The sequence below is a fragment of the Levilactobacillus andaensis genome, from assembly GCF_016861695.1.
Taxonomy (GTDB): Bacteria; Bacillota; Bacilli; order Lactobacillales; family Lactobacillaceae; genus Levilactobacillus; species Levilactobacillus andaensis.
Window position 1 is genome coordinate 1 of record NZ_BOLP01000010.1, and the last position, 16899, is coordinate 16899.

Below are 16899 nucleotides of genomic sequence, written 5' to 3' on the forward strand. Positions count from 1 at the left end.
GGTTTGATACCAAGTATCAAACCGCCCTACACATATTTGGTTTGTCGAAACAATGTTCAGTTTTCAAAGGTCTACCAAGTTGTCAGAGAAGCAATTGCTCCGTGACAACTTTTAAAGTATATCATGTCGTCAAAACCTTGTCAACAACTTTTTTAATTTCTTTTGAATATATATTCAATATTCAGGAAGCAATCAATTTCGTCGATGTCGGTAACAGACAACATAAATCATTGTATCAGTTGCTGTTTAGCTCGTCAAGCACAAATTTCAATTTGTATGGCTATCCATAAATCTAATTTTTATGCATTCGAGTTGTCGTAACGGCAACAGAGAATATCTTATCAATATTCCATGAACAGGTCAAGCAAAATCTGCAATAAAATTCACTAAAAATCAAAACTTGGTGTCACTGCTTATTAAAACGCCAATTTAACAGTATCCAGCCTCCCCTACCCGCGGCCATGACAAACAAAAAAGACACCCCATTAGGATGTCTCTGATTGCTCTAACTGTCGTAGTGCTTCAGCCTTCCAGCCTTCCAAGCGATCAGCAATTGGTTTGAACCCAATGTTGACCCGATGATTGGTCCAGTAATGCCGATGTTGATGTTCGCTCAACTCAGTGCCATGTTCCACGTGCTCTAAGCACCGAATCGACAAACTAATTTTCCCTGTATACTCATCAACGTCTAAAACAACGACATTGACCTCTTGATTAACCTTAAGGTAGTCATGAATATCTTTAACATAACCACAATGGCACTCTGAAATATGAATGAGACCTTGCCGGTGACCGCCTAAGCTCACAAATGCGCCGTATGGTTGAATCCCGGTAATACGTCCCGTGACCCGCTGGCCGATTGCAAATGCCATGCGTTCACCTTCCTTCTATAAAGAATCGTTCTTATTCAGTAACCGTAACTTTATCCATTGTAACTGGTGTTGCTGGTTGGTCGCTAGCATCAGTCTTCACCTTGGCAATGGCATCAACAATGTCCATCCCCTTGATGACTTGACCAAATACCGTGTGCCGGAAGTCCAGCCATGGTGTACCACCATCTTTGTAAGCATCAACGATTTCTTCGGGGAACCCGGCGTCCTTCATTTGTGCCTGCATTTGGTCGGTCATATCTTTGTCTTGGACGATAAAGAATTGACTACCATTTGTGTTAGGACCAGCGTTAGCCATCGAAACGGCCCCCCGCAGGTTGTATAACTCTTGCGAAAATTCATCCTCAAACGGTTGACCCCAGATGCTCTCGCCACCCATACCGGTACCGGTAGGATCGCCACCCTGAATCATAAAGTTTGGAATGACCCGGTGAAAGGTCAGGCCATCGTAGTAGCCTGCCTTTGCATGAGTCACAAAGTTTTCAACTGTCTTTGGTGCTTGCTCGGGGAAGAGCTGCAGCTGAATGGTTCCCATGGACGTTTCAATCGTTACTTGCGGACCCCTGGCGTTAGCCAAATCAATTTGTGGAAACTTTGTCATAATTATCCTCCATATCTTTTAAACACTTTCTGTCTCTACTATTATCACCGCCATTAAGAAAAAATGCAACTCACGGCATCGGTGCTATACTAGTAGATAACACTTATTTTTGATGGAGGAACCTATTTATGACTAAACCAACTACCGCCTTAAACGAACGGACCGTTGACCTGCTTAAGCAACGGGGCGTTTCCTTAGACGCCATCGCCGAACTCGTCATCTTCTTACAAAAAGACTATATTCACGACCTCACGTTAGCCGAGGCCGAAGACAGCGTCCAAAACGTCCTTCGGAAACGAGAAGTTCAGAATGCCATTATTACTGGTATTCAACTCGACATTGCCGCCGAAAGACACGAGCTACTTGAGCCACTGCAAACCATCGTCGAACGTGATGAAGGCCTCTATGGCGTAGATGAGACCATGGCGCTTTCCATCGTCGACATCTACGGTTCGATCGGTTTTACCAACTACGGCTACATCGACCGCGTCAAACCCGGCATCTTAGCCCACCTTAATGCCCATGAGCCTGGTATCATCCACACCTTCCTCGATGACCTAGTTGGTGCCGTGGCAGCCGCAGCAGCTGCCCGTCTCGCCCACGATGACCGCGGTGAACAGGACACGCCTTTCCAATAAACGTCATGTTTTTCTTAAGTTTCACTGTACCTGCTGACGGCGGGATAAAAACTTACTACAATGTGGGTACAGTCAGATTCGCTTAATTCAGTTTAATTTATAAGGAGTAACTTAATGGGATACCTAATCGATTTCGTCTTACACATCGATGATCACCTGGTCAACATCGTCAACACCTTTGGCAATTCGACCTACCTGATTCTCTTTGCCATCGTCTTCGTTGAGACGGGTGCTGTGATTCTACCGTTTCTACCCGGTGACTCACTACTGTTCGCTGCGGCCGCATTAGCCGCCAACCCGGCATACGGGCTGAACATTTGGATTTTTAGTGGTCTCTTCTTGTTTGCAGCCATTGCCGGCGACTCCTTGAACTTCTATTTGGGAGGAAAGGCTGGCGCGGCGTTATCTAACCATTCTTGGTTTGGTCGACTGATCAATAAGGATAAACTCGCCCAGTCCGAAAAATTCTTCCGTAAACACGGACCATTAGCCATCTTCTTAGGTCGTTTCATGCCCATCATTCGGACATTCGTTCCCTTTACCGCTGCGGGATCACAATTCCCCTACCGGCGTTTCATCGCTTACAACGCCAGCGCCGCGATCACTTGGGTCTTCATCTGCAGTGGCGGGGGCTACTTCTTCGGTAACATCCCCTTTGTCAAAGCCCACTTTTCCGCCGTTGTGCTGGGAATCATCGTCATTTCCTTGATTCCAGCCATCGTTGGTTGGTTAAAGGGCCGTCGTCATCCGCAAGCGCCTAACCGCGTCCCAGAAGATGACTAACTTCACCTCAGACATGTAAACAGGCAGCATCGTCAGTAATTTGCGACGATGCTGCCTATTTTTTATGCATTTTTAATGGCACGTTTGCCCCGCCAATACAGGATACCCACACCGATTTCAAATAGCGCAAAGGCTAAAATGAAACAGTGAAGGAAAAAGACGTCCGGTAATGCCGTAATGATCGGGTCTAAGTCCGGATCAAATAACCAATCGTTGTTCCGGAAAAGGACCTTGTGAAAGGCCACAAAGAAGCCGTTGAAGTTGACCGCCATCATCGCTGCCAGCACCAGCGGGACCACCGCAGCAATCTGTGCCGAGCGCATCAGGCGCCACTGCTCCGCACGCTGGTGGAGTTGACGCAGATACAGTCCAGCCGGAATCACCGTCACCAGTAAAACGACATTATTTAGTAGGAATAGGCGTTTCACGTCCGCAAAATGAATCATCCCCGTATATGACGTGGGAAAATCACTCATATTGAGGTTGGTGATCCATGGTAATTCGAGATAGCCCAACATCTGGTAATAATTATGCATGATGCGGTTGGGCGTCATCTGCACCAGATGCGTGATTCCTAGCCAATGGATGTCTAGCCGGTATAGCCAAACGGCATTGATGGTCAACGTGATACTCACGGTAATCAACGCTAACATCAGGACGGTCACCCCGCCCCAGCGATTTAACCTACTCACGCGGCCCCACCTCTAAGTCCCATTGATCCAGCGAAGGAATCGTATACGTTGGCTGAATCTTCTCTTGGGCGACCTGTTCGGGGGTGGAGACCCCGGTATAAACCAGCAAAGTATCCACACCAGCGTGAATTCCCGCAAGAATGTCCGTCTGGTAGTTATCCCCCACCATCAGCGCATTCTCTGGGGCAATTCCCAATTGGGTCAACGAGTTCTGTAAGATGATCGGTTCTGGCTTACCCACAAAGATCGGTGCGGTCTGTGTCGCGTAACGGACAAGGTCCACTAAGGCCCCGGCCCCCGGCATCAGTCCCCGGGCCTTCGGAATATTTGAATCCGAATTCGTCCCAATAAACGTTGACCCACTACGAATCGCCAGAATGGCCTTGGCAAACTTCTCATAGGTCACATCGCTATCCAAGCCCACGACCACGTAACGCGGATGTTCTTCGTCGACCGTAAATCCCTTGGCCGTCAACGCTTGTCGCAAGCCGATTTCACCGACAACGTAGACGGTGCGTTCGCCATCACCCGCGTGCTGGTCCAAGAAGTCGGCCGTCGCGAGCCCCGCCGTGTAGACATTATCGGTCGTCACATGAATGTCGTGATTATTCGCTAGATTAGCGACCACGTCTACGGGCAGCTTCGTCGTATTATTCGTCACAAATTTAAACGCCGTACCGGTTGCCTGGAGGCGTTCAATGAACCGTTTCGCTGCCGGGTAACGCTTCGATCCCGCGTAAACCGTTCCGTCCAAGTCAATCAAATAGGCCTGATAATCTTTCACCGCAAACTCTCCCTAATCTTCTTTTTTCTGCCGAATGGTAAAGTGACGCCGACCCTGACCACCGGAAGCAACCGTCACGGTCTTCGTGGTCTGTTGCGCTGGCTTCACCGTTGTTCGCCGTTCTTCGGTATACGGATGGCTCGTATTCCGGTGACGGGAACGCCGCCGACGTCGATGTTGACTGTTATTGTTATTATTGCTGTTGTTATTATTGCTGTTGTTAGTCGCATGCTGCGCTGTCTGTGGCGATTTTTCATGCGTAGCGGCGACTGGTGCTTTAGCGGTCGACTTGGCCCCTGTCGCCTTAGCGGTAACCGGTTGGGTCGTTGCCGCGTGTGACGCCACATTTTCTGCTGGCTTGCGCCGACGTCGACTCCGCCGAGGTTTCGGCGCCGTTTTGACGTCTAAATTGTGCAGGATAAAATAAGCACAACCAAAGTTACACGATTCATACAGATAATCCTGCACCGAATCAATCTGGTTTTGCTTAGCTCCCGCCCGGTCCTCCGCGTAAAATCCCTTGAGACGTAACTGTTCGAATCCCCAGTCACCCACAATGTAATCAAATTTACTTAAAATCGTACTGAAGCGCCGCGAAAATTCGGCAAAATCAAAGCCATCACGGACGTTCGTGACCACCTCATAGGGATGGCCATTGATGGTCAGATGCGTTTCATCCACCCGAACTACTTCGGCGGCTGGTTCTCGGTTTTCTCGTTGTTCAGCAACTAAGGCTTCTAAATCTTTGCGATCCACCGTCGTCATCCTTTCTACTTGTCAGCTAACGGATAGTGGCGTGCCAAATACTTGGCAAACACTTCCCGCAAGAGGTCTTGATATAAAATATGATTTTCTCCCACGATGGAGATGGTCGGGAAGAAGGGAATGAACAAATAATGGTCCAACACGGCCAACTTATACTGCCGGTTAGGTGAAAGTGGCTCACCCCGCCAAGTGACTTGATGCGTCTGGGCATCATAGGCAATGCCCAGATAGTTCAATTCCCCAAAGATCTTTCCCCGGAAGCCCATCCCCTTTTGCGGAAAGCGCCGCAAGAAGAGCCGCATGAGTTCGAACTCCTGGACCAACCGCCACAGGTCATAGCCGTTTAGGGTGACCGTCATGACGTGCATGTTGTGGGGTAAAAGGTCGTGTAATTGCCGCTGATTGACCACGCCACGAGGCAGGTCTTCGAGAAACAAGCCGGCGTTTAACACCGCGGCCTGGGTTCCCGCATACTCCGCAATGGCGTGCAAGCCCTCGCGTACCAACCGGGGTTGGCCGATGGGGTCCGCCTCCATTGCCACGGGAAGATCCGCTACCCGTTGTTCGGATAAGATGGATTCACCAAGTGTTTGCAGGCCATCGATTTCGGCCTGGTCTTCGGGTTGTTCCGGCAAGGTCGCCGTTTCCACAACACCAGCCGTGGCCGATTCGACAGTATGGTCCGCCGTCACGGTCAGTTCAATTTTTCCCACGTAACGCCCAAATTTTCCAGCGGCGGCCAGCAGACTGTGCTGGTCCTGCTCACCGTGGGGCAATAAATGGTGGGTGTGACTACCAATGATGACTGTCACCTGCGGAAACCGCTTAGCAATCTGCCGGTCAACGTCCAATCCCAAATGAGACAGCAGAACACAGGCGTCGGCTTCCTCGGCATACTTCGCTAGCAGGTCACTGAGCGCCTGATTCACGCCGATCGGTTCCCACCCTGCTAACGGATAGGTCAACTTGTACGGCGCGGTCAATCCTAGCACGAGCAATTTCGTCCCGGCCTTGGTCGTGAACAACTCGTGATCAAGTGCCCACTTAGGCTGCTCGCGAGTATCCTCGGTAAGAATATTCCCGACAATCACCGGAAAGTTGGCGTGGTCATACAGATGATCCAACTGGGCCCGCATAAAACCGAGGCCTTCATTATTACCGATAGTGACCGCATCATAACCGATCTGGTTCATCAACTCCACGTTTTTCTGCCCGTTCGTCGCTTCACTCACGGGATGGACCCGATCCACGTGGTCACCGAGGTCAAAGGTGAACACCGTGTGGCCCGCCGCCTGCGCTTGGGCCTTACTCGTCGCCAAATAACGCCGAATGCGCGGCCAATTCTCAAAGTGTGAGTGCAGGTCGTTCGTATGCAAGATGGTAATCCGTTCCATGTTCTCATTCTCCTCTTAACACTGATTTTAATCCTACGGCATCGGGGAGAAACGGTCAAGCGCTATTGCTTGTCGCGGAACTCTTGCGCCTTGCCGGTCACCATTTGTTCGATCTCACTGGTAGAAAATGGCGTACCAAATGGGACTTGTTCGTCCAAATACCGTTGTTCGGGCGTGTCGACACCGACATTAATATTTTCTTTGACCGGCACTGCATAGTGGTGAATATGACCGTGTAAGTTGATGATCTGGTTCACAATTCCCATCATCATTGGGTAATGCGTCATGTAATACTGCCGATGGTCGTACTTGATCAGCACGCCCACATCATGAAAGGCAAACTTCGGCTGACCGTGATCGATGGGGTTGTGGGCGGCTAGGTACTTAAAGAGTGCCCGACTGTCATGGTTACCTTTGATCAACTCCAAATGGCCGTTTAACTGGGACAAGACGTCGGCGACCGCCTCATCGGATTTCACGGCGGGCTTCGTAAAGTACAGTGCGATGTCACCCAGGTGATAGACGGTGTCGGTTGGCGCCACGCGAGCATTCCAGTTATCAATAATTGTTTGGTTCATTTCTTCCACATTAGCAAAGGGCCTTGGGGCAAAATCATTGTCCCCTAATAGGTCGGCGTGGAAAAAGTGTGTATCCGAGGTAAAGTATTGCATGTGAACTCCCCCTTAAAGGATATCGAGTGGTTGTTTACTTGTGGGGGCCGGGAACTCGGCGTCTAAGGCGGCCAACTCGGCAGCGCTCAACGTCAGGTCCGCAGCGGCCACATTTTGCTCCATGTGCGTCACGGAACTCGTCTGGGGAATCGCCAAGACTTGCGGGTTACGGATGACCCATGCCAGTAAGACTTGGTAGATGGTGGCATGATGCGCCTGCGCAATCTGCTGAACAATGGGGGTCGTGGTCAAATGATGGCCCCAGGAATCTCCCTGAGCAATTGGCGAGTACGCAATCAGTGGCAAGTCATGTTCCCGCTGCCAAGGTAAGACGGCATAATCTAAGCCCCGGCTACCCAAGTGGTAAAGGTCTTCGTTGGCAACGGCTTGGTCACCACCGGGTAAGGCCCAGAGTTCTTCTAAATCGGCAATGTCAAAATTAGAGATTCCCCAAGACCGAATCTTACCGGTCTTCTGTAAGCGCTGGAGCTCGGTGACCGTTTCGGCTAGTGGCACATTGCCCCGCCAGTGGTAGAGGTAAAGGTCGAGGTAGTCCGTTCGTAAGCGCTGGAGACTAGCATCCAGACTGGCTTCCATGCGCCGTTGCGAGGCATTTTCCGGTAAAACTTTAGAAATCAGAAAAATGTCGTCTCGCTTAAAGGGGGTCAACGCCTCGCCCACTAGGTTTTCGGATTTTCCGGAACCGTACATTTCGGCCGTATCCACGACCCGGGCACCAGCGGAAATGCCAGCTTGAATCGCGGCAATTTCGGTTTCTCTCTGGGCCGCCCGCTCGCCCATGTGCCAGGTGCCGATGCCCATAGCAGGGACCTGTTGACCAGCAATTTTAACTTGTTTCATCACTTAACACCCCGTTTGAATTAGTTACCTTTATCGTAGCACTTCCGCCCCGCTTTCGCTGTTATCACGTCATTTAGATCAAAGACAGTGAAAAATGGTCGCACTGCGACTGTGCTTTCTTTATAGCAAAGTGTGAAAACTAGTCTCACTCCCCAAATCTAGTCAGGCCTTTTGTAAATTCACTACGCATAACCCACTAAAACAATTTTGGGAAGTTTCACCCTTCCAGTAAGTTTTTGACTTAGCTAGCTGTAACTATCGCATACCGTTCAACCGACTAAAAAATAGACTGCCCAACTATACGTTCCACAATCAATACTAACGAATGGTCCCATAGAAAGCCCACCTGCCAACCTGGAACTATCGCTCAACTTCAAATTAGGGTCAAAAAAGAGGTGCCCATCAATAACTCATGTTACGTCACTGACCGACACCTCATTATTTTCAATTTAGACTAGCGCTGATTCTCGGAGCCGATGGCAGCTGCCGTGCGACGATCCTTCAAGTACTTGCCAGTGCTTAAAGCGATTAGCCATAGCACTGACCCAATCAAGGCAATCAGTGTGTCCACTCTAAACAGCAAGACTGCAGCCACCATGATCAAGAACAGTAGGATGGTGTAGTCACTCAGCGGGAAGAACGGCATGTGGAACCCGTGATCCGTGGCATCTGGTAACGTGGCCTGTTGGCGCTTGTATTTCAGGTGAGCAACCACAATCAAGCCCCAGATGAAAAGGAAGCAGGTCGTGGCCACACTGGAAACGAACGCGAACACATGACCCGGAATGATAAAGTTTAAGAAGACCGATACGGCAATGACCACCGTCGAGAAGCGCAATGCCGGAACGGGAACTTGAGCCCGGGATAATTTACCCATGTGCTTGGCGAATCGCCCTTCGCCCCCATAAGTTAGGGAGAACAGCATCCGTCCTGTGGTGAAAAGTGAGCTATTGCAGGCCGAGGCTGCCGCCGTCAAGACGACGAAATTGATCACAGCCGCCGCAGATTGAATGCCGACGTTCTTGAAGACCTGAACGAAGGGACTGCTGGTTGGTGAAATGGCCTGCCACGGGTAAATGCACATTAAGGCGAGCAAGGACCCCAGGTAAAATAGAATGATTCGCATAGGAATTTCGTTGATGGCCTTAGGAATCACCTTGTTAGGATCGGCCGTTTCGGATGCGGTCATCCCCACCATTTCGATCCCCACGAAACTAAAGAGAACCATCTGGAAGGACAGGAAGAACCCCTTGGCGCCGTTCGCAAAGAAACCACCACTTGCTAAGTTGGTCACGCTGGCATGTCCAGCCGGCGTTGGGAAGTGCACGACCACCATGTAGGCCCCCGCTAAAATCAAGGCAATGATGGCCAAAATTTTAATAATAGCAAACCAGAATTCGGTTTCCCCGAAGGCCTTGACCGTCACGGAGTTCAGTGTGAGCAGAATACCCAGCAGGACTAGTGCCGTGACCCATTGTGGCAACTGGGGGAACCAGAACTGCATGTATTGACCAGCCGCCGTGACTTCCGCCATGGCAATCGTGATCCAGCAGACCCAGTAGGTCCAGCCGGCAACGAAGCTCATGTTGTCGCCCAAGTACCGTTGAATAAACTCAATGTAAGAGTGAGCATTCAGGTCGGACAGTAATAGTTCGCCCAGTGCTCGCATAAGCAGGAAACACATGATGCCCGTAATTAGGTAAGCCAGTAAAATAGATGGGCCCGCTAAATGAATCGATTGGCCGGCACCTAAGAAGAGACCCGTCCCGATTGTACCCCCAAGCGCAATCAGCTGGACGTGGCGACTCTTCAACCCACGGGATAATTCTTGGTTGTTATTTGGTTGACTTTCTTTCATGTTAATCTCCCCTTTGTTGAAATTCATTATACTCGGCGTGTCCCGGAATGCTAGTTCCAACGCTGGTTAGTTCGCCAAACTAAGCAGCTTGAATCAGCGCGGTTGTCACATCTAATTCACCTATTAAAAAATAAGATGAAATATATTCAACTAAAGAATGCTCATAGTGACCGCAAAAAAGCAGTCCCCCGCTACTCGCGGCAGAGACTGCTTCAGCAAACGAATTTTTACTTGTCTTGACGTAACCGTTCGATGTCCCGAACAATCATTAACTCTTCGTCGGTAGGAATCAACAAGGTCTTGATCTTTGAGCCTTCAACACTCAAATCACGTTCAACCCCACGAATGTCGTTCTTTTCAGGATCGACACCGATACCGAAGTAAGACAGCTTGTCAGCAACTTCTTGACGAATCATAATGTCGTTTTCACCAACACCGGCAGTGAAGACGATGGCGTCAGCGCCACCCAATTCAGCCAGGTAAGAACCAACGTAACGAACGATCCGGTTGATGAACATGTCTCGTGCTAACTTAGCCCGTGGGTTCTTAGCTTGGACCTTTTCCAAGTCACGCATGTCAGCAGACACACCAGAAACCCCAATCAAACCGGACTTCTTGTTCAAGATGTTGATCATGTCATTAGGCTTGTCGATGTTAAGTTTTTCCATCAGGTAAGCGACCAATGACGCATCGATATCCCCAGAACGAGTGGCCATTTCGATACCAGCCAGTGGCGTGAAGCCCATTGACGTGTCAAATGATTTGCCGTCCTTGATAGCAGTAATCGACCCACCAGCACCCAAGTGCATCGTGATCAGCTTCAAGTCTTTCAATGGCTTGCCCAGCATAGCTGCGGCACGGCCAGCGACGTAACGGTGGCTGGTCCCATGGGCACCATACTTACGAGCACCATACTTTTCGTAGTATTCGTAAGGGATCGCGTACATGTAGTTTTCTTGTGGCATGGACGTGTGGAAGGAGGTGTCAAAGACCGCCACGCTCAACACGTTAGGCAAAATCTTCTTGAATGCTTCGATACCCAATGCAGCGGCTGGGTTGTGTAATGGCGCGTATTCGGATAAGTCCTTGATTTTTTGGAGAACTTCATCGTCAATGATAGCGGAGTCCTTAAATTCTTGACCCCCGGCAACGACCCGGTGACCGATACCAGTGATTTCATTGAAGTCCGTGATGATCTTCAACTCAGTCAATTGGTTCAACATCAATTGGATAGCGGCACTGTGATCATTAACGTCTTCATGCGTTTCGTACTTTTGGCCATTGTTATACTTGATTTCGACCAATGAGTTACCCAAACCGATTCGGTCAATGGCCCCTTCGGCGATAACCTCTTCTGCAGGCATTTGGAATAACTTGAACTTTAACGTAGAACTACCGGCGTTAATTGCTAATGATTTTCCCATGTGGTTTTTTTCTCCTTTTATGCACGGTCCGTCAGCAGGTTCTGTTCTTCCCACTGGACGATTTCCGCAACAAACTTTTGAAACGCTGATTGATTCTTAAATGAAGGGAACTCTCCCAACATCACTTGTTCAACTTGCTTAGCTCCCGCACCCGGCTTCTGTAAGATCAGAATGGCCTTTTGAGCGTTGGCATTCATGAAAAGCTCACTCGGTAAGTTCAACAAGCCCTGGAAATAGGCGTTGGTGGGCAACCACTTCAACAGGCCCTTCGCTTCTTCCGTTTGAAAGAGTTGTGAAGGTACCAAGAACACCCCAACACCACCGGGCGTCAGTTGGTTCATGGCTTGTTCCAGCAATAAGTGATGGACAAATGAATGACCACTAGCCGCACGAGTTTGATAGTTGGCCGCATTCTCGTCAACCGGGTAATACCCAATTGGCAGGTCCGCCACGATCAAATCACTCGCTGGCACCAATAACTGTTCCAAAGCATCTTGATGAATTAGCTCGATGGGGAGCCGCTGCAGATCACTTGACGTCTGGGCGATGGCTAACATCGTATCATCGTTATCCACCCCATACGCATCAATCTTACCAGCAACGACTTCCTTTAGTTGTGATAACACCGCCGTTAGCAAGTTCCCTGTCCCTACCGTGAGATCCAATAAGGTCAAATGGGACTTGCCCTTTTCCAGCCGCGTTACCAAGTAGCCCATGATGTAAGCAATCGTATCCGGTGTCAGCTGATGGTTCGCTTGAATCTCGTCGACCCGAATCGCTTTGAGCATCACTAATTGAACTGCTCGTCGCACCGTCTCGGCATCGAAACTTTGCCAATCGACTTGCGCATACAAATCGGTCAGTTGGGCCACGACCTTGTCGTCGGGACGACCATCTTCCACCTGGACCTGACCATTGAGCAAGTTATCTCCAGTCTCAATAAACGCATCTAGGTAAGATGTACTTAGCGCTGCTTGTAAGGTCGTTGTTGACTCATCTAAGACCTTAAATAGCGCTTCAGTCTGTTCTTGTGACAGCGCGCTTCGCCTCCTTGTGAAATTCCATGGTACTTGTATCCGCTATCTATACTACCGATTTTTATGGACTTATTCAAGCAACTTTATGGTTAATCCCCGGCCAATTCTAAGGGTAATCACCAACTAGACCATTTGTATCGCCCACGAATTTCTCTTTTGATCTGTCGCGTTGTGGCCCGATATTCGGTGGTCAATGCCGCTGTGGTCTCTTGTTGCCCGGCTTGTCCCACCAAAATCAAGGTCAATAAAAGACTCACGCTCGTCAGAAATAAAAGGGCCCATAAGGTCAAGAACCCTTGACGCCGCGTAAGTCGACTAGCGTTTCTCGCCATGGCAAATCCCCTTGTTTGAGCCTGAGTTTGACGACACCGTGACCCAGATTTCGCCAATGAATCGCGGTCACCTGCCTGAGTAGTGGGTAATAGCCCCGAATGTCAGCAGCCTCCTGTTCCGCATGGCTTCCTGGTATCGTCGCCGTCAATTTTAAAACGCCTTTCTTATCCAGTAGTACTTTCATTTCCCGCTGCTTTCCTTGCCGATCATGATCCTTAACAACTAAAACATCCCTCGCAGTCCTGACCAATTGATACTTGCCCGGCCGTTCCAATACCTGGACCGCCTGGAGCCACGCCAAAGAATCTTGCTGCACACCACGAATCAACGTTCGACTGGTCCCCGTTACCAGTAAAAACATCCCCGCTGTGATCATCAGCGCGAACAACGTCTCAATGAGCGTAAATCCTTGCCGCCTGGTCATTGCTGCTCTAACCAGCGTTCTAGTAGTCGGTCATGTTGTCGACGAGCGACCATTAGCGCGTGAGTTTGGCGCTGCGTTTGCGTCTGGGCTGTCATCACGACCTGCTGCACCATGATCACGGTCAGCGCCACAATGCTTAGGGCGATGAGTGCATCAGGGAGCGTCCACCCAGACCGGTCGTTGAAACGGTTCATCCTCAACATTGAAGATCACTCCCCCCATTTGAAATGTCTGATAGGTCCACCGCTTACTAATATGGCTATACCATTCCAGCGTTCGCCCCTGAGCGACACCCGCAGCATCAATATCACCACCCGTGCCGTTCATGCTAATTAGCTCCAATGACTGCGGAATCTCTAGGTATTTCAGCCGCTGATGCTTGTGGTATAGCGCCACAAAGTGTTGCTGAGCGTTAAGACTGACGTTGACCGTTGTATGATGGCTCATCGCCCACTGACGGCCAGCCGTCCACATCTGCTGCCAGACTGGCCAAAAGGTCCGTTCGGCAGTCAATCGCTGTTGCTGCGTCGATTTAAATCCCACTAGAACGGTCAATCCGGTCACCATCACTAGGACGAGCAGTGTCTCGTACAACGTAAATCCTCGCCTACTTCCCATCTTTGACCTGTCTCACCTCATTCTTATCGATGACTAGTCCCTCTGCTTTAGCGCTCTTGACCTGATCAGCGGTCAGATACTTCCCCGTCAACTTGGCGTAGGTCACCTCTGGCGTCTTGTGATTTTCAGCAACGTAATCGTCGATATACGCCGTGACCTGTCCCTGAACGACCGTGGTCATCGCCCCCCGATGAATCCCTTGGGCCCGTTGGCGTTGCCCATTCAAATTCGGCAAAATGATGAGCACGAGTAGTGAAATAATGAATAGAACGATTGTCATTTCGATCAACGTGAATCCCTGGCGTATACGCATTATGTGACCCCCTGTAGGTTTTGATACATCGGTAATAACAGACTTAAATAAGCCCCTACGATCAGTAGGGCAACGACCCCCAACAACACGGGCTGAACGATCGCCAGTCCCTGCTCACTGCGGCGGACCAACTCCCGATACTGCAAGTGACTATACGCCGTTAGTTCCCTGGCCAATTGCGTTGTGGTACTCCCCTTTTGCAAGAAAACAATGACCTGTGGGGGAATGTACGGTTGTCCTTGTAACCAACCAATTGGTGAATCACCCGCCGACAAGCGCTGAGTCAGCACCACCGCTAACTGATGCAGCAGCGCTTGCTCCGGCAACTGACCCAGCACCTGCAGCATCTGTTTTACGCTGAGCCCACTGTGGACCATCTGACTTAAATTGAGTGTTAGATAATACGCGTAGTAGGCCCGAAAAAGGTGCCCCACCACCGGCCAATGCAAGACCCATTTGGCGCGTAATAAACTCGATTGACGGTGCCACCAGCGCCATCCCAACGTGCCAATCAGCCCCATTAGTAGAGCGCCGCCGACCATGAGATAGGTCCGCCAGCCACTGGTCAGGCCGCCACCATGGCCCAGTTCTCGCTGTAGCTGTGGCAAGATCACCACCCGCAACGTCACAAATACCAACGCCATGCTGGCAAGCAGGCCCACCGGATACACTAGCAATTGGTGAAGGCGGCGCCGCTGGGTAGCCATCAACTGTAACAATGTCGCCGCTTGGTCGAGGGCCGGTGTTAATTCACCATATTTGGTCATCAGTTTCAGTTGAAAGTAGACGTTAGCCTGGAGATATGGTGCCATTAAGCCGACAAAGTCCGCCCCCGCAGCCAAATGGCGTTCCAAATCAACCACCTCATTTGGCAAACTGTTGCCTACGACACAAATAAAATGCACCGCCTGTTTCAACGAAAAACCGCTCTGGAGTTGATCCGCTAAGAGGCGGCAGAACTGGGCCTGTTGCGCCAAGGACCACCTATCCCGCCCGAAAAGACTGTCGCGTTGCTGCTGTAATCGTTCCCGCATGAACTGCTTGATCAAGAGTTTGTCGCCACCCTTCCGTTGTCTGACTGGCCGCGTCCCAAATCGTTTCTTCGGTTAAAATATCCAATAAGACGGCCGGTGGCTGCGCGACTCGTGGAATCAGTCGCTGATAGCAGGCCGCCGTGAGCACCTGCTGGAGCTGCTGCAGGGAAACGCCCAATTCTAGCAATCGTGCAACCGTTCCGGCGGCACTCCGCGCATGAACGGTCGTCAAGACTAAATGACCACTTAACGCCGCACGAATAGCCGCCTGAGCCGTCACCTGGTCGCGAATCTCGCCAATAATAAAGACGTCCGGCCGATGGCGTAACCCTACCTTGATCAAGTCGGCGTAAGTCATCCCCGCCGCCGGATTGACCTGCAGTTGAATGAACCGCGATTCTTTAATTTCGACCGGGTCTTCAATCGCCAAAACCAGAGCGGTTGTACTTAAGCGACTCGCCGTGGCGTACATGGTCGTGGTCTTGCCTGCTCCAGTGGGTCCCGCGAACACCATGAGGCCTCGTTGTCCTGCTAATTGGGTCAAGGTCACTGCCTGTTGTGGCACCAAATAGGCCGCCTGGGTCGCCGTATACGGATAGATCAGTCGAATCACCAAGGATTCTTGCCCGGCATAGTCGCCCACCGTGGAGAATCGTAGCTCCACTGGCAACTGCTCATGTGTCCAAGTCAATGCCCCCACCTGTGGCCGTCGGTTCTCACTAACGGCCATGTCCGCATGAAATTTAAAGTAGGTCATCACTTGCAGCCCCGTTGCCAGCGGGATTGTTTGCCAAACGGATACCACCTGCAATCGCCGAAAACGAATCTGATACCCCGCTTGGTGCGGAATCACATAAATGTCACTGACTTGCTGACCAATCGCCTGTGCTAATAATTTTTCAATAAATGGTTTAATCACCTTCGCTACCTCCCTCGTCGCTTTAAGTTAACTCCGTAAAAGAACGCCGGATATTTTATTTTTTCGAAAAAAATTGGCAAAAAAAAAGAAGACCCCCGGAGGAATCTTCTTTCGGAACTACTATTCAACGTTTTCAGGTAAAACGGCAGCTTCATAAATATCGGAAACGTCATCGTTGTCTTCAAGTTCTTCAATCAGACCTTGGTATTGAGAAGCCTTGGCTTCTGGCACCTCAGTCGTGTTTTGTGGGAACATCCGAACTTCAGCAGTATCTAACTTGTAACCCTTAGCTTGTAAGGCATCACGCGTACTGATCTCACTGGTTGAGTCCGTGTAGATTTTGAATTCGTCGTCCGTGGTTTCCATGTCGTCCGCCCCGGCGTCTAAAGCATCCATCAACATCGTATCTTCATCCGTATCCAAGCCATCACGTAAGATTACAATGTAACCCTTCCGATCAAACATGTAGGAAACGGAACCTGCTGCACCTAATGCGCCACCATGATGCGTGAAGGCAGAACGAACAGCCGCAGCCGTCCGGTTCTTGTTATCCGTTAAGGCAGCAACCATGATTGCTGTCCCGGCTGGACCGTAGCCTTCGTAGGTAATTTCTTCGAACTTGGCGCCACCAAGACCAGAAGCTTTATCTAAAGCCCGCTTGATGTTGTCTTTAGGCATGTTAGCTGCCCGCGCCTTGTCCATTTCCAAACGAAGTTGAGGGTTACCGTCGGGATCAGGACCACCTGCTTTTGCAGCTTGGTACAAATCACGTGAGATTTTTTGGAAGATTTTTCCACGTTTTGCATCCTGAGCATTTTTCCGGCCCTGGATGTTATGCCATTTAGAATGTCCTGACATCG

20 protein-coding genes are annotated in these 16899 nt (G+C 50.3%); 2 read left to right on the forward strand and 18 right to left on the reverse strand.

All coding sequences use genetic code 11. The features are described 5' to 3' along the window. Positions 1-485 precede the first annotated feature (485 nt). Together JUF10_RS08185 and JUF10_RS08190 are read right to left on the reverse strand one after the other, a co-directional pair. Positions 486-872: a CvfD/Ygs/GSP13 family RNA-binding post-transcriptional regulator gene (locus tag JUF10_RS08185; RefSeq protein WP_203641716.1), complete on the reverse strand. Its 387-nt coding sequence runs from the start codon at positions 870-872 to the stop codon at positions 486-488. Positions 873-903: 31 nt separating this feature from the next. Next, positions 904-1491, reverse strand: a complete 588-nt coding sequence (locus JUF10_RS08190; RefSeq protein WP_203641717.1) for a peptidylprolyl isomerase — start codon at positions 1489-1491, stop codon at positions 904-906. 128 nt (positions 1492-1619) lie between these two features. Here JUF10_RS08190 and JUF10_RS08195 point away from each other — a divergent pair, with 128 nt between their 5' ends. Together JUF10_RS08195 and JUF10_RS08200 are read left to right on the forward strand one after the other, a co-directional pair. Further along, complete coding sequence (locus JUF10_RS08195) at positions 1620-2129, forward strand: phosphatidylglycerophosphatase A family protein (RefSeq protein ID WP_203641718.1); 510 nt, start codon at positions 1620-1622, stop codon at positions 2127-2129. Between the two features lie 114 nt (positions 2130-2243). Continuing rightward, the gene (locus tag JUF10_RS08200; RefSeq protein WP_203641719.1) at positions 2244-2912 is read left to right on the forward strand and encodes a VTT domain-containing protein; all 669 of its coding nucleotides are present in this window, start codon (positions 2244-2246) and stop codon (positions 2910-2912) included. Between the two features lie 62 nt (positions 2913-2974). Here the strand turns inward: JUF10_RS08200 and JUF10_RS08205 are convergent, their stop codons facing one another. From JUF10_RS08205 to JUF10_RS08280, 16 genes are all read right to left on the reverse strand, one after another. Beyond that, positions 2975-3604, reverse strand: coding sequence for a TIGR01906 family membrane protein (locus JUF10_RS08205; RefSeq protein ID WP_203641720.1), 630 nt, complete (start codon positions 3602-3604; stop codon positions 2975-2977). Continuing rightward, positions 3597-4388: a TIGR01457 family HAD-type hydrolase gene (locus tag JUF10_RS08210; RefSeq protein WP_203641721.1), complete on the reverse strand. Its 792-nt coding sequence runs from the start codon at positions 4386-4388 to the stop codon at positions 3597-3599. Before JUF10_RS08210 ends, JUF10_RS08205 begins: the two co-directional genes overlap by 8 nt. 12 nt (positions 4389-4400) lie before the next feature. Next, positions 4401-5153, reverse strand: coding sequence for a YutD family protein (locus JUF10_RS08215; protein ID WP_203641722.1), 753 nt, complete (start codon positions 5151-5153; stop codon positions 4401-4403). Positions 5154-5158: 5 nt separating this feature from the next. Beyond that, a complete protein-coding gene (locus tag JUF10_RS08220; protein WP_203641723.1) occupies positions 5159-6547 on the reverse strand; it encodes a bifunctional metallophosphatase/5'-nucleotidase in 1389 nt (462 codons plus the stop codon). 62 nt (positions 6548-6609) lie between these two features. Beyond that, complete coding sequence (locus JUF10_RS08225; RefSeq protein WP_203641724.1) at positions 6610-7218, reverse strand: metallophosphoesterase family protein; 609 nt, start codon at positions 7216-7218, stop codon at positions 6610-6612. 12 nt (positions 7219-7230) lie between these two features. Beyond that, complete coding sequence (locus tag JUF10_RS08230; protein ID WP_203641725.1) at positions 7231-8079, reverse strand: aldo/keto reductase; 849 nt, start codon at positions 8077-8079, stop codon at positions 7231-7233. A gap of 454 nt (positions 8080-8533) precedes the next feature. Continuing rightward, positions 8534-9937 (reverse strand): amino acid permease, encoded by a 1404-nt coding sequence (locus JUF10_RS08235; RefSeq protein ID WP_203641726.1) that lies wholly within the window; start codon positions 9935-9937, stop codon positions 8534-8536. A gap of 227 nt (positions 9938-10164) precedes the next feature. Further along, complete coding sequence (locus tag JUF10_RS08240) at positions 10165-11361, reverse strand: acetate/propionate family kinase (protein ID WP_203641727.1); 1197 nt, start codon at positions 11359-11361, stop codon at positions 10165-10167. A 17-nt stretch (positions 11362-11378) separates the two neighbouring features. Then, entirely contained in the window at positions 11379-12398 is a 1020-nt protein-coding gene (locus tag JUF10_RS08245; RefSeq protein ID WP_203641818.1) for a class I SAM-dependent methyltransferase, read from the reverse strand. 286 nt (positions 12399-12684) lie between these two features. Further along, entirely contained in the window at positions 12685-13155 is a 471-nt protein-coding gene (locus JUF10_RS08250) for a type II secretion system protein (RefSeq protein ID WP_203641728.1), read from the reverse strand. Then, the gene (locus JUF10_RS08255) at positions 13152-13358 is read right to left on the reverse strand and encodes a hypothetical protein (RefSeq protein WP_203641729.1); all 207 of its coding nucleotides are present in this window, start codon (positions 13356-13358) and stop codon (positions 13152-13154) included. Before JUF10_RS08255 ends, JUF10_RS08250 begins: the two co-directional genes overlap by 4 nt. Next, entirely contained in the window at positions 13309-13749 is a 441-nt protein-coding gene (locus tag JUF10_RS08260; RefSeq protein ID WP_236008193.1) for a type II secretion system protein, read from the reverse strand. Before JUF10_RS08260 ends, JUF10_RS08255 begins: the two co-directional genes overlap by 50 nt. A 13-nt stretch (positions 13750-13762) precedes the next feature. Next, positions 13763-14086 carry a prepilin-type N-terminal cleavage/methylation domain-containing protein gene (locus JUF10_RS08265; protein WP_203641731.1) on the reverse strand — a complete coding sequence of 108 codons (324 nt, stop codon included), beginning with the start codon at positions 14084-14086 and terminating at the stop codon, positions 13763-13765. Continuing rightward, entirely contained in the window at positions 14086-15135 is a 1050-nt protein-coding gene (locus JUF10_RS08270) for a type II secretion system F family protein (protein WP_236008194.1), read from the reverse strand. The genes JUF10_RS08265 and JUF10_RS08270 overlap by 1 nt, the downstream gene beginning before the upstream one ends. Beyond that, positions 15071-16039 (reverse strand): competence type IV pilus ATPase ComGA, encoded by a 969-nt coding sequence (gene comGA / locus JUF10_RS08275; protein ID WP_203641732.1) that lies wholly within the window; start codon positions 16037-16039, stop codon positions 15071-15073. The genes JUF10_RS08270 and comGA overlap by 65 nt, the downstream gene beginning before the upstream one ends. Positions 16040-16159: 120 nt before the next feature. Then, positions 16160-16897: a YebC/PmpR family DNA-binding transcriptional regulator gene (locus JUF10_RS08280; RefSeq protein WP_048732049.1), complete on the reverse strand. Its 738-nt coding sequence runs from the start codon at positions 16895-16897 to the stop codon at positions 16160-16162. Positions 16898-16899: the final 2 nt, after the last annotated feature.

Excerpts from the sequence above, each read along its gene's own strand:
- JUF10_RS08185 (WP_203641716.1), bottom strand. The coding sequence starts at position 872 with ATGGCATTTGCAATCGGCCAGCGGGTCACGGGACGTATTACCGGGATT.
- JUF10_RS08190 (WP_203641717.1), bottom strand. The coding sequence starts at position 1,491 with ATGACAAAGTTTCCACAAATTGATTTGGCTAACGCCAGGGGTCCGCAA.
- JUF10_RS08195 (WP_203641718.1), top strand. The coding sequence starts at position 1,620 with ATGACTAAACCAACTACCGCCTTAAACGAACGGACCGTTGACCTGCTT.
- JUF10_RS08200 (WP_203641719.1), top strand. The coding sequence starts at position 2,244 with ATGGGATACCTAATCGATTTCGTCTTACACATCGATGATCACCTGGTC.
- JUF10_RS08215 (WP_203641722.1), bottom strand. The coding sequence starts at position 5,153 with ATGACGACGGTGGATCGCAAAGATTTAGAAGCCTTAGTTGCTGAACAA.
- JUF10_RS08220 (WP_203641723.1), bottom strand. The coding sequence starts at position 6,547 with ATGGAACGGATTACCATCTTGCATACGAACGACCTGCACTCACACTTT.
- JUF10_RS08225 (WP_203641724.1), bottom strand. The coding sequence starts at position 7,218 with ATGCAATACTTTACCTCGGATACACACTTTTTCCACGCCGACCTATTA.
- JUF10_RS08230 (WP_203641725.1), bottom strand. The coding sequence starts at position 8,079 with ATGAAACAAGTTAAAATTGCTGGTCAACAGGTCCCTGCTATGGGCATC.
- JUF10_RS08235 (WP_203641726.1), bottom strand. The coding sequence starts at position 9,937 with ATGAAAGAAAGTCAACCAAATAACAACCAAGAATTATCCCGTGGGTTG.
- JUF10_RS08240 (WP_203641727.1), bottom strand. The coding sequence starts at position 11,361 with ATGGGAAAATCATTAGCAATTAACGCCGGTAGTTCTACGTTAAAGTTC.
- JUF10_RS08250 (WP_203641728.1), bottom strand. The coding sequence starts at position 13,155 with ATGACCAGGCGGCAAGGATTTACGCTCATTGAGACGTTGTTCGCGCTG.
- JUF10_RS08255 (WP_203641729.1), bottom strand. The coding sequence starts at position 13,358 with ATGTTGAGGATGAACCGTTTCAACGACCGGTCTGGGTGGACGCTCCCT.
- JUF10_RS08265 (WP_203641731.1), bottom strand. The coding sequence starts at position 14,086 with ATGCGTATACGCCAGGGATTCACGTTGATCGAAATGACAATCGTTCTA.
- JUF10_RS08280 (WP_048732049.1), bottom strand. The coding sequence starts at position 16,897 with ATGTCAGGACATTCTAAATGGCATAACATCCAGGGCCGGAAAAATGCT.